This window comes from Burkholderia theae (genome assembly GCF_048565265.1).
GTDB lineage: Bacteria > Pseudomonadota > Gammaproteobacteria > Burkholderiales > Burkholderiaceae > Burkholderia > Burkholderia theae.
The window spans coordinates 3,131,792-3,146,362 of record NZ_CP183461.1; the positions used below are offsets into that span (position 1 = coordinate 3,131,792).

The window sequence follows — 14,571 nt, forward strand, 5'->3', positions numbered from 1 at the left end:
CCTCTGTTCGATTGGCGTCGCGTGCAAGCCGCGCCGCCATGCGTGTTCAATAGCGCGCTTACTTGCCTTCGGCAGCCGCGACGACCTTCTGCGCAGCTTCTTCCATGCTGTCCGCCGAGATGATCGGCAGGCCCGAGTCGGCCAGCATCTTCTTGCCGAGGTCCTCGTTCGTGCCCTTCATGCGCACGACGAGCGGCACCTTCAGGTTCACGGCCTTCGAACCGGCGATCACGCCTTCCGCGATCACGTCGCAGCGCATGATGCCGCCGAAGATGTTCACGAGGATCGCCTTCAGGTCCGGGTTCTTCAGCATCAGCTTGAACGCTTCCGTGACCTTCTCGGTCGTCGCGCCACCGCCGACGTCCAGGAAGTTCGCCGGCTCGCCGCCGAACAGCTTGATGGTGTCCATCGTCGCCATCGCCAGGCCTGCGCCGTTCACGAGACAACCGATGTTGCCGTCGAGCGAGATGTACGCGAGGTCGAACTTCGACGCTTCGATTTCAGCCGGATCTTCTTCGTCCAGATCGCGGTACGCGACGATTTCCGGATGACGGAACAGCGCGTTCGAGTCGAAGTTGAACTTCGCGTCGAGTGCGATGACCTTGCCGTCGCCGGAGACGTTCAGCGGGTTGATTTCGGCCAGCGACGCGTCGGTTTCCCAGAATGCCTTGTACAGGCCTTGCAGGATCGCACGTGCTTGCGGAATCGAGGCAGCCGGCACGCCGATCTTCGCGGCGAGGTCGTCAGCCTGGGCGTCCAGCAGGCCGGTCGACGGCTCGACGATGACCTTGTGGATCAGTTCCGGGTGCTTTTCGGCAACTTCCTCGATGTCCATGCCGCCTTCGCTCGAACCCATCAGAACGATCTTTTGCGTCACGCGATCAACGACGAGGCTGACATACAGTTCCTGCTTGATGTCGGCGCCTTCTTCGACCATCAGACGGTTGACCTTCTGGCCTTCCGGACCGGTCTGGTGCGTGACGAGCTGCATGCCGAGGATCTGGTTCGCGTATTCGCGAACCTGCTCGATCGACTTCGCCACCTTCACGCCGCCGCCCTTGCCACGGCCACCCGCGTGAATCTGAGCCTTCACGACCCAAACCGGGCCGCCCAGCTCTTCCGCCACCTTGACGGCCTCGTCAACCGAGAACGCCGGCTTGCCGCGCGGTACCGCGACTCCGAATTTCCGCAGGATTTCCTTACCCTGGTACTCGTGAATCTTCATGCGTGATTCCCTTCAGTCTGAGAGTTGGATGAAAAGTCGCTTAAGACGCTTCTTCGAATGATTTCCGTTCATTCCTTCGTGCTGCCGTCTACGGGCACGCCCGGCCGTTCCGCGCCATACCAGCGCGGATAGAACTGCCGCACGACCTCGCCGTCGAACCGCAGCGCCCGGCAGCGGCCGAGCTGGAACGGCGGTTCGTCGTGCGCGCCGTCGTGATCCGGCCCTTCACCACCCTCTTCGCGCACGTTCCATACGTCACCGGCGAACGCCTGGATCGCTGCCGTCGGCAGCACGGCGCACAGTTCGGTGAGATGGGAGCAGCCTGCAACACCCGACAGCAGTCGGTTCGCATCGCGGCGGAAGTGGCGGAAAAGATTGAGCCCGATGAGGGCCCGATAGGCGGGAGGGGCGGATTGACACTGACCGGGATACGGCACCCATTCCGAAGACGCTTCGGCGTCGACGACATTGAGTTCACGATCGATAGTCACGCGCAGCCAGAGTTCGTGGATCGGCAGGCCCTGGGGCCGGATGCCCGACGCAAGCGCGACATCGCGCGGCTTGTGGTCGGTCAGGCAGGCTTCAATGTCCCACAAGCCGTCGCCGCGCTCGTAAGCTTCCGCTCGGATTGCGCGTTGATGTCGCAACTGACGGGGCACGGGCTCGGATAGCGGCATGCTGGAGGTTGAGGCCGAAGAGGAAAACCCATGGATTTTAGCATATTGGGTATTTGAGACAGTTTGACGCGACGGCGGGTATTCCCGCCTGTCCGGAAGCGGTTGCATTGCAGCAAAATCGCGCGCCGCGCACGCGACCGGCCGGGTCAGTCGTCGATCGGGAAATCGTCGCCCACCTTCAGCAACTTCACGATGGTCGCGCTCGAGAAGCCGCGTGCGGCGAGAAAGCGTGCCTGCTTCGCACGCTCGGCTGGCGTTTGCGGCAGTGCACCGAATTTCTTGCGCCAGACTGCCTGCGCACGGGCCCATTCGGTCTCGCGCAGCTGCGCGTTCACCTCCTCGACGAGGACGTCGCCGACCGCATGGCGCTTCAGCTCGCTGACGATGCGCGCGACGCCGACGCGCGACGCACGGCGATGCACGAGACTCTCGGCAAAGCGCGCGTCGGACAGCCAACCGTCCTTTTCCAGCGCATCCAACACCGGCTCGACGGATTCGTCTTCGCCGACGTACGGCGCGAGCTTGCGCGCGAGTTCCGTGCGGCTGTATTCACGCCTCGACAGATAACCGAGCGCACGGCCTTTCAACGAACGCGGCGGCTTCGACGACTTGCGCTCTCCCGCGCCCGAATCGTCGCCAGAAGAAGCGCCGGACCCACGGCGCGTGCGGCGCGGATGCTGGCTGCTGCGCGTATAGACGTCTTCCGTGGCGGGCGCGGACGCGTCGGATGCGCGCTCACCCGGGAAGCTGACACCGGACACGCGGCGGCGGGGCCGGTCGTGTGCGTCGAACGATTCATCGTCGTCGAACGGATCGTCCGGCGCGGCAATCTCAAACGAAACGAGGGCATCGTCGGATGCCCTCGTCGCGGTGCGGTTCGCGGCATGGCTGCCTGCGACCCGCTGATCGGCGCCCGAGGATCCGGCTCGCCGGCCGGAGCGACCCGCCGTTTCGGGCATGTCGCTCTCCTCCGGCTCGCCAGCCTGACCTCGGCGCGCGACCATCACTCTTCTTCGTCCACCGCCTCGGCTTCGTTGCTTGCGCCATCAGGCATTGCGACGACGCCGAGCGATTCGCGGATGCGGTTTTCGATCTCGCGTGCGATTTCCGGATTCTCGCGAAGGAATTCACGCGCGTTGTCCTTGCCCTGGCCGATCTTCTCGCCGTTGTAGCTGTACCAGGCGCCCGCCTTGTCGACGATCTTCGCCTGCACGCCGAGATCGATGATCTCGCCCTGACGCGAAATGCCCTCGCCATACAGGATGTCGAAGATCGCTTCGCGGAACGGCGGCGACACCTTGTTCTTGACGACCTTCACGCGGGTTTCGTTGCCGATCACCTCGTCGTTCTTCTTGATCGAGCCGATCCGGCGGATGTCGAGACGCACCGACGCATAGAACTTCAGCGCGTTGCCGCCCGTCGTGGTTTCCGGGTTGCCGAACATCACGCCGATCTTCATGCGAATCTGGTTGATGAAGATCACCAGGCAGTTCGTGCGCTTGATCGTGCCGGTCAGCTTGCGCAGCGCCTGCGACATCAGGCGAGCCTGCAGGCCCGGCAGCGAATCGCCCATCTCGCCTTCGATTTCGGCCTTCGGCACGAGCGCCGCGACCGAGTCGATGACGATCATGTCGACCGAGCCCGAGCGCACCAGCGCATCGGTGATTTCCAGTGCCTGCTCGCCGGTGTCCGGCTGCGAGATCAGCAGTTCCGGCACGTTCACGCCGAGCTTCGACGCATATTGAACGTCGAGCGCGTGTTCAGCGTCGATGAACGCGGCCGTGCCGCCGATCTTCTGCAGTTCGGCGATGACCTGCAGCGTGAGCGTGGTTTTACCGGACGATTCCGGGCCGTAGATCTCGACCACCCGGCCGCGCGGCAGGCCGCCGACGCCAAGCGCGATGTCAAGCCCCAGCGAACCCGTGGAGACGACCTGGATGTCTTCGGCCGCCTCGCCGTCGCCCATGCGCATGATCGACCCTTTGCCGAACTGCTTCTCGATCTGCGCGAGTGCGGCCGCCAGCGCCTTGCTCTTCTCGGCGGTCATCCCGGAGCCTTTCTTGCTTTCTTCCATGAATCGTCCTTTGCTATGATGAGCAGCGTCTGTTAAAGGCGCGCCCGCTTTCAAGCGCCGCCCACGAATGCAGACACTGTATAAAAAAACAGTGTTTTATGCAAGCCCGCAATGCAGGCTGCGTTGTACACAAATAACTTCGGAGACAACCGCGCCGGCGCGAACACCTTGCCGGCCATCGGTCAGCAACATGCGAATTCTCATCGCCGAAGACGACAGCATACTCGCGGACGGCCTCACCCGGTCACTCCGCCAATCGGGCTATGCCGTCGACCACGTGAAGAGCGGCGTCGACGCCGATACGGCGCTGTCGATGCAGACATTCGACCTGCTGATCCTCGATCTCGGGCTGCCTAAAATGTCCGGGCTCGACGTGCTCAAGCGCCTGCGCGCCCGCAATTCCAACCTCCCCGTGCTGATCCTGACCGCCGCCGACAGCGTCGACGAGCGCGTGAAGGGGCTCGACCTCGGCGCCGACGACTACATGGCCAAGCCGTTCGCGCTCAACGAGCTCGAGGCGCGCGTGCGCGCGCTGACCCGGCGCGGCGCGGGCGGCGGCCCGACCGTCGTCCGGCACGGCTCGCTCGCGTTCGACCAGGTCGGCCGCATCGCGTATGCGAACGATCACGTGCTCGATCTCTCCGCGCGCGAACTCGGCCTGCTCGAGGTGCTGCTGCAGCGGATCGGCCGGCTCGTGTCGAAGGAGCAGCTCGTCGACCATCTGTGCGAATGGGGCGAGGAAGTCAGCAACAACGCGATCGAAGTCTACGTGCACCGGCTGCGCAAGAAGATCGAACCGAGCGGCGTACGGATCTCGACCGTGCGCGGCCTCGGCTATTGCCTCGAGAAAGCCGCGCCCGCCGCGCCGGCCGGCACGACAGCGCCCCAGCCCGCGGTGGCCGGCACGCCGCTGCGCTGAAGCCGGGCGTCGCCGCGATGGCCACGCCGGCCCATTCCCGCCCCCCGACCGGCGCGCCGTCATCAGCCGCCGACGACGCGCGCGACGCACGCTACGAGAACCCGTTCGCGCCGCCCGACGAAACCGATACGCCCGAGGCCCCGCGCCCGCGCTCGCTGTTCGGCGAAATCCTCGACTGGATGCTCGCGCCGCTGCTGCTGCTGTGGCCGATGAGCATCGCCGTCACCTACCTCGTCGCGAAGACGATCGCGAACAGCCCGTTCGACCGCACGCTCGAGACCAACGCCTACGTGCTCGCGCGGCAGATCCACCCGGTGAACGGCGTCGCCGAGCTGACGCTGCCGGAGCAGACGCGTGACTTCCTGCGCGCGGACAACGTCGACAGCGTTTACTTCCAGGTGCTCGGCACGCGCGGCGAGCTGGTCGCGGGCGAAGCCGACATGCCGCTGCCGCGCGACGAGGATCGCCCGCCGCCGGGCGTCGTCGTGTTTCGCGACGACCTGCTGCGCGGCAACGACGTACGCGTCGCGTATACGACGGTCGAGCTGCCGCAATCGAGCGGCACGCAGCCCGTGCTCGTGCAGGTCGGCGAAACGCTCGACAAGCGCAACGCGCTCGCGAACGACATCATCAAGGGCGTGATCCTGCCGCAGTTCGTGATCCTGCCGCTCGCGATCCTGCTCGTCTGGTTCGGGCTGTCGCGCGGGCTCGCGCCGCTCAACGCGCTGCAGGCGCACATCCGTGCGCGGCGGCCCGACGACCTGTCGCCCGTCGAGGCGCAGCGCGCGCCGCCCGAGATCGAGCCGCTCGTCACGTCGTTCAACGACCTGCTCGCGCGTCTCGAACAGAACATGGCGCTGCAAAAGCGCTTCATCGCCGACGCCGCGCACCAGATGAAGACGCCGCTCGCGGGCCTGCGCACGCAGGCCGAGTTCGCGCTGCGCCACCCGGTTCCGCCCGACGTGCAACGCTCGCTCGAGCAGATCGCGACGAGCTCCGAGCAGGCCGCGCGGCTCGTCACGCAACTGCTTGCGCTCGCGCGCGCCGAGAACCGCGCGAGCGGGCTCACGTTCGAGCCGGTCGAGATCGCCGCGCTCGCGCGGCGCACGGTGCGCGACTGGGTGCAGGCCGCGCTCGCGAAACGGATGGATCTCGGCTACGAAGGCCCACCGGACGACACGCCGCTCGACGTCGACGGCAATCCGGTGATGCTGCGCGAGATGCTCGGCAACCTGGTCGACAACGCGATCCGCTACACGCCGGAGGGCGGCCGCATCACGGTGCGCGTGCACGCCGACCCGACGACGCGGTTCGTGCATCTCGAAGTCGAGGACACCGGCCCCGGCATCCCCGCCGCCGAACGCGAGCGCGTCGTCGAGCGCTTCTACCGGATCCTCGGCCGCGAAGGCGACGGCAGCGGCCTCGGGCTCGCGATCGTGCGCGAGATCGCCACGCAGCACGGCGGCACGCTGACGCTCGACGATCACGTCTACCAGCACGAACCGCGCCTCGCCGGCACGCTCGTGCGCATCAGCCTGCCGCTGGCCGAAACCGCCCCGGATTAACCCTGATACGCACCACCGCGGCACGTCGAAATCGCATCGAAACCGGCGCTTTACCGGATGTTCACGCCACAATCGGTACGTATGGCAGCCGATTCGGCGCGGGTTAACGCGCAGTCGTTTTGTGTGTGCAAGTCAGTGCGCCGTAAGTTTCCGTGCCAATAATCGTCGACAGGCCCGCCCACCCAAGGCGGCCGCACATCTATATCAAGGGACTTGGAGACGATTCATGGCAACGTTAGGCGGGCAAATTTCGCACTCGCCGATGACGGGCGAAGAGAAGAAGGTGATCTTCGCGTCGTCGCTCGGCACCGTGTTCGAGTGGTACGACTTTTACCTGGCCGGCTCACTCGCGGCCTACATCAGCAAGAGCTTCTTCTCCGGCGTCAATCCGACCGCCGCGTTCATCTTCACGCTGCTCGGCTTCGCGGCCGGCTTCGCCGTGCGCCCGTTCGGCGCGATCGTGTTCGGCCGGCTCGGCGACATGGTCGGACGCAAGCACACGTTCCTCGTGACGATCGTGATCATGGGTATCTCGACGTTCGTGGTCGGCTTCCTGCCCGGCTACGCGTCGATCGGCATCGCCGCGCCCGTGATCTTCATCGCGATGCGGTTGCTGCAGGGCCTCGCGCTCGGCGGCGAATACGGCGGCGCGGCGACCTACGTCGCCGAACATGCGCCGGCGAACCGCCGCGGCTTCTACACCGCGTGGATCCAGACGACGGCGACGCTTGGGCTGTTCCTGTCGCTGCTCGTGATCCTTGGCGTACGCACCTTCATCGGCGAGGAAGCGTTCGGCAACTGGGGCTGGCGCGTGCCGTTCGTCGCGTCGATCCTGCTGCTCGCGGTGTCGGTGTGGATCCGGCTGCAGTTGAACGAATCGCCGGTGTTCCTGCGCATCAAGGCGGAAGGCAAGACGTCGAAGGCGCCGCTGACCGAAGCGTTCGGCCAGTGGAAGAACCTGAAGATCGTGATCCTCGCGCTCGTCGGCCTGACGGCCGGCCAGGCCGTCGTGTGGTACACGGGCCAGTTCTACGCGCTGTTCTTCCTCACGCAAACGCTGAAGGTCGACGGCGCGAGCGCGAACATCCTGATCGCGATCGCGCTCCTGATCGGCACGCCGTTCTTCCTGTTCTTCGGTTCGCTGTCGGACAAGATCGGCCGCAAGCCGATCATCCTCGCGGGCTGCCTGATCGCGGCGCTGACCTACTTCCCGCTGTTCAAGGCGCTCACGCACTACGCGAACCCGCAGCTCGAGATCGCCACGCAGAAGGCGCCGATCACCGTCGTCGCCGATCCGGCCACCTGCTCGTTCCAGTTCAACCCGGTCGGCACGTCGAAGTTCACCGACTCGTGCGACATCGCGAAAAGCGCGCTCGCGAAGGCGGGCCTGAACTACGAGAACGTCGCGGCACCGGCCGGCACGACCGCGCAGATCAAGGTGGGTGACACCGTGGTCGAAGCGTACGACGCCAAGGGAACCGACGCGAAGGCGAAGGGGGCGGCGTTCGACAAGACGCTCGCGACCACGCTGAAGTCGGCCGGTTATCCGGCGAAGGCCGATCCCGCGCAGCTCAACTGGCCGATGACGATCGTGATCCTGACGATCCTCGTGATCTACGTGACCATGGTCTACGGGCCGATCGCCGCGATGCTGGTCGAGATGTTCCCGACGCGGATCCGCTATACGTCGATGTCGCTGCCGTATCACATCGGCAACGGCTGGTTCGGCGGCTTCCTGCCGGCAACCGCGTTCGCGATCGTCGCGGCGAAGGGCAACATCTATTCGGGACTCTGGTATCCGATCGTGATCGCGCTGGCCACGTTCGTGATCGGCCTGCTGTTCGTCAAGGAGACGAAGGACTCGAACATCTACGCGCAGGACTGATGCCGACGCGCGGGCGGGCGGCGGTTGCCGGATGCGTTCCGGCGAACGGCAACCCGCCTCGCGACGAGGCCGACACGGGCCGCAGGCAACTTTTTTCACGCCAGATGAAAAAAGGTGTTGACAGCAAAACGCCTCATCGGCATAATTTATTTCTTCGGCGAATTAGCTCAGTCGGTTAGAGCGACGGAATCATAATCCGCAGGTCCGGGGTTCGAATCCCTGATTCGCCACCAAATGCGAAAGCCCGGTAGATCAAAGATCTACCGGGCTTTTTCAGTTTGGTCTCTGCGAGTTGTCCGCGAGCCCTCTTCCTTTAACGGCTCCTCGCCATACGGATTCGGCGCAATCCTCAAGACTGCCCCACCCCTTGCGTCGCACCGTTTTCGCTTTCCCGGGCCGATCACCCCGTCATCCCGCTCGCGCCACCTCGACCGGTATCGATAGCGCGCTGCTTCGAAGGCACAATGACGCCGTCCAGCACACGACCGACGGCGCCCGATGATCCCGACTCCTCCCGACAAGATATCGCGCATCGCCGCGCTTGCACTGGCAGTCGTCGTGCTCTGCTACGTCGGCGCCGGCGCTCCGCCACTCTCCCGCCTGCTCGACCCGGTCGTGATCAGCGAAGGCGTCGCCCTCAAACCAATCACCTACCACTGGGTCAATCGCGTCGACCGCGCAATCCCCGAAGCCGACCTGTTCGCGAGCCGCTTCTACGTCCTCGTGCTGGCCGCACTCAACGCACTGGCCGCGCTGTTTGCACTCGACGCCCATCGCGGCCGCAGGCGCTTCGCGTTCGTACTCGGCTGGGCCATCGTCATGCTGATCGTCCTCGTCAACGCGCAGATCCACGCGTTCTACAACGTGGGCTGACCGATGAAACGACGCATCACGATCGTCATCGCCGCACTGTTCACGCTGATCGGGCTCGTGCCCGTCGCCGGCACGTTCGTCAACCTGTCGACGCCCGACCAGTTGCGCCACCTGCTGAGCTACGACTACATGAGCTTTGCGGACAGCCTCGTCGAACGCGACTTCGGCGATTTCGCCAACGACTTCTACGCGGGCGTCGCCCTGATGCTCGTCGGCGGCACCCTCTTCATCCGGATCGAACGCATCGGCTCGATCGCCCGCATCGTCACGTCGCTGCTGTTTGCGCTGCTGGCCTTCAGCCTCATCTACGCGTGCCTGAATCCGCGCATCGGCATACGGCCGTTCTGATCGGCCGCCACTCGTGCAACCGGTCACACGCGCCGCGCACCAGGCTACGCCGCCACCGCCCCACGCCGTTCCTCCGCCGCCTTTCCCTGCACCCGTCCGCGCCAGTTCTCCCCGCCTTCCAGCGACGGCGTCGACTCGAACAGCTCCGCGATCCAGTCGGCGAACACGCGCACCTTCTGCGACAGATGCCGGTTGTGCGGATAGACGATCGAGATCGGCTTCGGCTTCGGATTGCAGTCCGGCAGCACCTCGACCAGCGATCCGTCGAGCAGGTTCGGCAGCACCATGAACAGCGTCGGCTGGATCATCCCGAACCCTTCGAGCCCGCACGTCACGTAGGCATCGGAATCGTTGACCGTCACGCTCGCGTTCATCCGCACCTCGAACGGCTTGCCGTCGATCATGAACACCCACGGAATCGCCCGCGCGCCGTGGCTCGACCGGAAATTCACCGCATGATGCTCGGCGAGATCGGCAATCTCGTGCGGCTCGCCGTGACGCGCGAGGTAGTCGGGCGACGCGCAGGTCACGCGCTTGAGCATCCCGATCCGTCGCGCGACCATCGACGAATCCTCGAGCGGCCCGACCCGGATCATGCAGTCGATGCCCTCCTCGACCGGATCCACGTAGCGGTCGGAGAGCCCCAGTTCGAGCGTGATGTCCGGATAGCTCTGCCGGAAAATCGACAGCGACGGCAACACGACGCGCCGCCCGAGCGAACTCGGCATGTGGACGCGCAGCACGCCGCTCGGCTTGCGGTTGCCGACCTGGAAACTCGCGTCGGCTTCCGCGATCTCCGAGATGATCTTCGTGCAATGCTCGTAGTACGCGGCGCCCTCCGGCGTCAGCGACAGCCGGCGCGTCGTCCGGTGCATCAGGCGCACGCCGAGCAGCGCCTCGAGATTCTGGATGATGGTCGTCACCGACGCGCGCGGCATCGCGAGCGTGTCGGCCGCGCGCGTGAAGCTGTTCGCGTCGACCACACGGGTAAAAACTTCCATTGCCTGGATTCGGTCCATGCTGCCCCCCTTCGAATCGCCAACGGAACAGAATAGAGCGCGCAGCGGGCGCGGCACAAGCCCCCACCTATTGTTCTATCGTCCTGAATAGTTTCGGCATTTCGCACTGGAAAACGATCGATTTCCGTTCAGTACCGGACGATATCCGCTCCGGCCCCGAGCCGAACCCCGTGTATCACCGCACGAACCGCTCGCGATACCCCTGCGGCGACACGCCCAGCACGCGCACGAAACTGCGCCGCAGCGTCTCCTCCGAACCGAATCCGCAACGCGCGGCGATCCGCTTGACCGGCCATGCCGTTTCGCCGAGCAGGCGCTGCGCGGCCTCGACGCGGATCTGCTCGACGGCGCGCGCGGGCGTGCGGCCGGTTCCCGCGCGATAGTGGCGCACGAAGCTGCGCTCGCTCATGCGCACGCGTTCGGCCAGCGCGGGCACCGACAGGTCGGCCGCCAGGTGCTCGGCCATCCACGCATGCAGCTCGCCGAACCGATCGTCGGTGCGCTGCATCGACAGCATCGCGCTGAACTGCGCCTGGCCGCCCGGACGTTTCAGGAACACGACGAGTTCGCGCGCGACGTCGAGTGCGATCGCGCGCCCGAGATCCTCCTCGACCAGCGCAAGCGCGAGATCGATGCCGGCCGTCACGCCGGCCGACGTCCACAGCGCACCTTCGCGGATGAAGATCGGGTCGGACTCGACGTGCACGTTCGGGTAACGCGCCGCGAATTCGTCGCAGCGCGCCCAGTGCGTGACCGCACGCCGCCCGTCGAGCAGGCCGGCCTCCGCGAGCAGGAACGCGCCGGTGCAGACCGACGCGACGCGTCGCGCGCGCTCCGCCTGCTGCCGCACCCAGCGCACCAGACGCGGATCCTGCGATGCCGCGTGCACGCCCTTGCCGCCGGCAACGATCACTGTATCGGGACGGCGCGCGGCCGAGCGCAGCGACTCGGCCATCACGACGAGGCCCGACGACGTCTCGATGGGCCCGGCATCGGCCGCGACGACGCGGGGCGCATACGGCGCGGGCTGCCCGCGCTCCAGCGCGAGTTCGTTGACGGACGCAAACACCTGCAGCGGCCCCGACACGTCAAGCAGTTGCGCGCGGGGGAACGCGAGGACCAGGATCGAGCGCGGAGCGGCAGGCATGGCGATTGGCTGAAAACGTGGGTGATATGGCGATTTCGCCAAACACTACGCGCCTAGAATCGATCTGTCCATCATGTGCCGGCAACGGCGTGTGCCACTTCCACTCGGAGTCTTCGCATGACCCTGCATATCGGCTTACTCGTGTTTCCGGGCGTCCAGCAACTCGATCTCACCGGCCCGCACGACGTGCTCGCGTCGCTACCCGACGCGGCCGTCCACCTGGTGTGGAAGTCGCGCGACGCCGTCGCGTCGAGCAGCGGCCTCGCGCTCACACCAACGACCACCTTCGACGACTGCCCGCCGCTCGACGTGATCTGCATCCCGGGCGGGATCGGGATCAACGACCTGCTGCTCGATGCCGAAACGATCGCGTTCGTGCAGCAGCGCGCGGCCACCGCGCGCTACGTGACGTCGGTGTGCACGGGCGCGCTGCTGCTCGGCGTGGCCGGCCTGTTGCACGGGCGGCGCGCGACGACACACTGGACGTTCCACACGCTGCTCGAACCGCTGGGCGCGGTGCCCGTGCGCGAGCGCGTCGTGCGCGACGGCAACCTGATCACGGGCGGCGGCGTGACGGCCGGCATCGACTTCGCGCTGACGATCGCCGCGGAACTGGCCGGCGACGAAGAGGCGCAGGCGATCCAGCTGCAGCTCGAATACGCGCCCGCGCCACCGTTCGACGCGGGCTCGCCCGACACCGCGCCGGCTTCGGTCGTGAAGCGTGCCACCGAGCGGTCGGCGGCCGGCTTCGCGAAGCGCAAGCAGATCATCGAGCAGGCGCTGCGCGCGACGTCGCGCTGAATGCGGGTACGGGGAAATTGGCCGGCAAACAACGCGCATTCGCGCAGGAGAACATATCGATGAACATCATCCGCAGCGCCGCGTTCACCGCGGACCGCCCGTGGGGCGCGCTCGACATCGCGAACCTGAACGGCGTCACGGTCCGCCTGCACTGGACCGACCAGCCTTATCAATGGCATGTGAACGACGACGAGGAAGTGTTCGCGGTGCTCGACGGTCGCGTCGAGATGCGCTATCGCGAAGCAGGCGTCGAGCACGCGACGGTGCTCGAAGCGGGCGACGTGTTCCACGCGACGGTCGGCACCGAGCACGTCGCGCATCCGCTCGGCGAAGCGCGCATCCTCGTGATCGAGACCGAAGGCAGCGTCTGACGACCGGCGGCCGTACGTCGATGCTACGCGGAGGGCAACCGCATCCGCGCGGCGGGTTTCATCCCGTGATGGTGCCCGTTGCCTGCGACGCGATCAGTTTCGGCTGCGGCGTGCACAGGCACTGGCACAGGTCGTGTTCGAGCGCGACGACCTTGCCCATCACGGTCATCGTCCGCTCGCCGCCGTCCGACACGATCACGCCCGGCGACTTGCACGCGGCGCAGAACACGGGCGCGCCGAGATAGGCGAGCTCACGTCCGTCGAACGACGAATTGGCGATCCCTTCGAGCACCACGCCGCCGTGGTCGGTGGTGTCGCCCTTCAGAATGAATTTGCGGCTCATGATGTCGGTTCTTCCCTCGGAAACGCCACGCCGCACGGCAGCGAGCCGCGCGCGGGCAGTCGGAATCCGCCCGTCGGTCGCGGGCGTCCCGGGAGCATATCACCCCGCGCGGCGGCCGCGTGCCGGTCGCCGCGGCGGCGCCCGTCAGAACTTGTGGCGAATCCCGATGCGCGCCATCAGTTGACGGTCGTTCGACGACGAATCGTCGGCGGCCGGATTGTACGCATTGTCGAGCGCCGTCCCCGTCGATCCGTTTACCTTCATGTAGCTGCCCTGGATATACACGTCGGTCCGCTTCGACAGGTTGTAGTCCGCCATCAGGCCGACCGTCTGCCAATGCGGCCGGGATTTTCCGGCGGACGCGTCGAGCGACCCTTGCGTGTAGTAGTACATCGCGCCGAGCAGCAGCGCCGGCGTCACCTGGTACGTCGCGGCGACTTCATAGTTGTCGAACTTCAGGTGCGACACGGCCTGTCCCGCAGGCACGATCGAACCGCTGATGTACTGGAACGACGTCGGGTTCTTCATGTCGCTGTGCGTGTAGACGAAGCCGAGCATCGCCTTGCCGAGCTGATAGTTGATGCCCGCACCGAACACGCGCTGGCGCTCCGCGAGGAAGCCCGCGTCGTCCGTGGTCACCGCGCCGACCGTGTTGGCGCCGCCGCGATTGACGTTCAGGTATCCGATGCCGACCGTCAACGGACCGTTCGAATAGCCCGCGCCCACGCTCTGCGCATTATTCAGCGAAAACTGGCCCGCGCTGTTCGAGAACGCGTAGGTCGCGCTCATCTGGAAGCCCGACAGATCGGCGCTGTAGAACTGCACCGCGTTGTCGAGCCGGAAGAAGTTGTCGGTGTTGTCGTTGCCGTACGGGTGATCGAAGATGAAGCCGCCCCAACTGCCGTTCGCGGTCAACGGCCCGAGGAATTCGACCAGCGAGTCGTACTGGCGGCCGAACGTCAGCGTACCCACGCCGTCCTTCGACAGACCGACATACGCCTGCCGGCCGAATTCGCGGCCACCCTGGTTGAGCCGGCCGGTGTTGACGTCGAAACCGTTCTCGAGCCTGAACACGGCCTTGAACCCGCCGCCGAGATCCTCGCCGCCCTTGATCCCCCAGCGGCTGCCCTGCACGATGCCGCTCGACATTTCCCACGCCGAGTGGCCGTTCACGTTGCTCGTGTAGTTCACGCCTTCGTCGATCAATCCGTACAGCGTGACGCTGTTTTGGGCGTGTGCCGACGTTACCGCGCCGCCGGCCAGCAACAGGCCGATCATCTGCTTTTTCATGTTTCAGTCTCCTCCGATTTGCCGAACAGGCGGG

15 protein-coding genes and 1 tRNA gene are annotated in these 14,571 nt (G+C 65.8%); 8 read left to right on the top strand and 8 right to left on the bottom strand.

The window, feature by feature from the left end; all coding sequences use genetic code 11:
• Positions 1–58: 58 nt before the first annotated feature.
• The 4 genes from sucC to recA all read right to left on the bottom strand — a co-directional run bounded on the left by sucC (position 59) and on the right by recA (position 3,976).
• Positions 59–1,225: an ADP-forming succinate--CoA ligase subunit beta gene (sucC, locus tag ACN22W_RS14770; RefSeq protein ID WP_048242663.1), complete on the bottom strand. Its 1,167-nt coding sequence runs from the start codon at positions 1,223–1,225 to the stop codon at positions 59–61.
• A gap of 68 nt (positions 1,226–1,293) precedes the next feature.
• On the bottom strand, positions 1,294–1,902 hold the full coding sequence (locus tag ACN22W_RS14775; RefSeq protein WP_129512880.1) for a DUF2889 domain-containing protein: 609 nt from the start codon (positions 1,900–1,902) through the stop codon (positions 1,294–1,296).
• A gap of 146 nt (positions 1,903–2,048) precedes the next feature.
• Entirely contained in the window at positions 2,049–2,906 is an 858-nt protein-coding gene (gene recX, locus ACN22W_RS14780) for a recombination regulator RecX (protein ID WP_419685258.1), read from the bottom strand.
• A complete protein-coding gene (recA, locus tag ACN22W_RS14785) occupies positions 2,906–3,976 on the bottom strand; it encodes a recombinase RecA (RefSeq protein WP_048242666.1) in 1,071 nt (356 codons plus the stop codon). The genes recX and recA overlap by 1 nt, the downstream gene beginning before the upstream one ends.
• Positions 3,977–4,166: 190 nt before the next feature.
• Here recA and ACN22W_RS14790 point away from each other — a divergent pair, with 190 nt between their 5' ends.
• From ACN22W_RS14790 to ACN22W_RS14815, 6 genes are all read left to right on the top strand, one after another.
• Positions 4,167–4,895, top strand: a complete 729-nt coding sequence (locus tag ACN22W_RS14790; protein WP_129512882.1) for a response regulator transcription factor — start codon at positions 4,167–4,169, stop codon at positions 4,893–4,895.
• Positions 4,896–4,912: 17 nt separating this feature from the next.
• Positions 4,913–6,460 carry a sensor histidine kinase N-terminal domain-containing protein gene (locus tag ACN22W_RS14795; RefSeq protein ID WP_419685260.1) on the top strand — a complete coding sequence of 516 codons (1,548 nt, stop codon included), beginning with the start codon at positions 4,913–4,915 and terminating at the stop codon, positions 6,458–6,460.
• A gap of 226 nt (positions 6,461–6,686) precedes the next feature.
• A complete protein-coding gene (locus ACN22W_RS14800; RefSeq protein ID WP_419685262.1) occupies positions 6,687–8,345 on the top strand; it encodes an MFS transporter in 1,659 nt (552 codons plus the stop codon).
• A 156-nt stretch (positions 8,346–8,501) separates the two neighbouring features.
• Positions 8,502–8,578: transfer RNA gene (locus tag ACN22W_RS14805), tRNA-Met, on the top strand.
• 265 nt (positions 8,579–8,843) lie between these two features.
• Positions 8,844–9,218: a hypothetical protein gene (locus ACN22W_RS14810; protein ID WP_419685264.1), complete on the top strand. Its 375-nt coding sequence runs from the start codon at positions 8,844–8,846 to the stop codon at positions 9,216–9,218.
• A 3-nt stretch (positions 9,219–9,221) separates the two neighbouring features.
• Positions 9,222–9,566, top strand: coding sequence for a hypothetical protein (locus ACN22W_RS14815; protein WP_129512886.1), 345 nt, complete (start codon positions 9,222–9,224; stop codon positions 9,564–9,566).
• Between the two features lie 44 nt (positions 9,567–9,610).
• Here ACN22W_RS14815 and ACN22W_RS14820 read toward each other — a convergent pair whose 3' ends face one another.
• Both ACN22W_RS14820 and ACN22W_RS14825 read right to left on the bottom strand, forming a co-directional pair.
• Complete coding sequence (locus tag ACN22W_RS14820; protein WP_193098979.1) at positions 9,611–10,585, bottom strand: LysR family transcriptional regulator; 975 nt, start codon at positions 10,583–10,585, stop codon at positions 9,611–9,613.
• 175 nt (positions 10,586–10,760) lie between these two features.
• A complete protein-coding gene (locus ACN22W_RS14825) occupies positions 10,761–11,732 on the bottom strand; it encodes a GlxA family transcriptional regulator (RefSeq protein WP_419685266.1) in 972 nt (323 codons plus the stop codon).
• 117 nt (positions 11,733–11,849) lie between these two features.
• On the opposite strand from ACN22W_RS14825, the gene ACN22W_RS14830 reads away from it, so the two are divergent.
• Together ACN22W_RS14830 and ACN22W_RS14835 are read left to right on the top strand one after the other, a co-directional pair.
• Positions 11,850–12,533 (top strand): DJ-1/PfpI family protein, encoded by a 684-nt coding sequence (locus ACN22W_RS14830; RefSeq protein ID WP_419685268.1) that lies wholly within the window; start codon positions 11,850–11,852, stop codon positions 12,531–12,533.
• Between the two features lie 59 nt (positions 12,534–12,592).
• Positions 12,593–12,904: a cupin gene (locus ACN22W_RS14835; protein ID WP_048242674.1), complete on the top strand. Its 312-nt coding sequence runs from the start codon at positions 12,593–12,595 to the stop codon at positions 12,902–12,904.
• A 58-nt stretch (positions 12,905–12,962) separates the two neighbouring features.
• On the opposite strand, the gene ACN22W_RS14840 is transcribed toward ACN22W_RS14835, so the two are convergent.
• The gene (locus ACN22W_RS14840; protein ID WP_048242675.1) at positions 12,963–13,247 is read right to left on the bottom strand and encodes a PAAR domain-containing protein; all 285 of its coding nucleotides are present in this window, start codon (positions 13,245–13,247) and stop codon (positions 12,963–12,965) included.
• Positions 13,248–13,391: 144 nt separating this feature from the next.
• Positions 13,392–14,537, bottom strand: a complete 1,146-nt coding sequence (locus ACN22W_RS14845) for a porin (protein WP_419685271.1) — start codon at positions 14,535–14,537, stop codon at positions 13,392–13,394.
• Positions 14,538–14,571 lie beyond the last annotated feature (34 nt).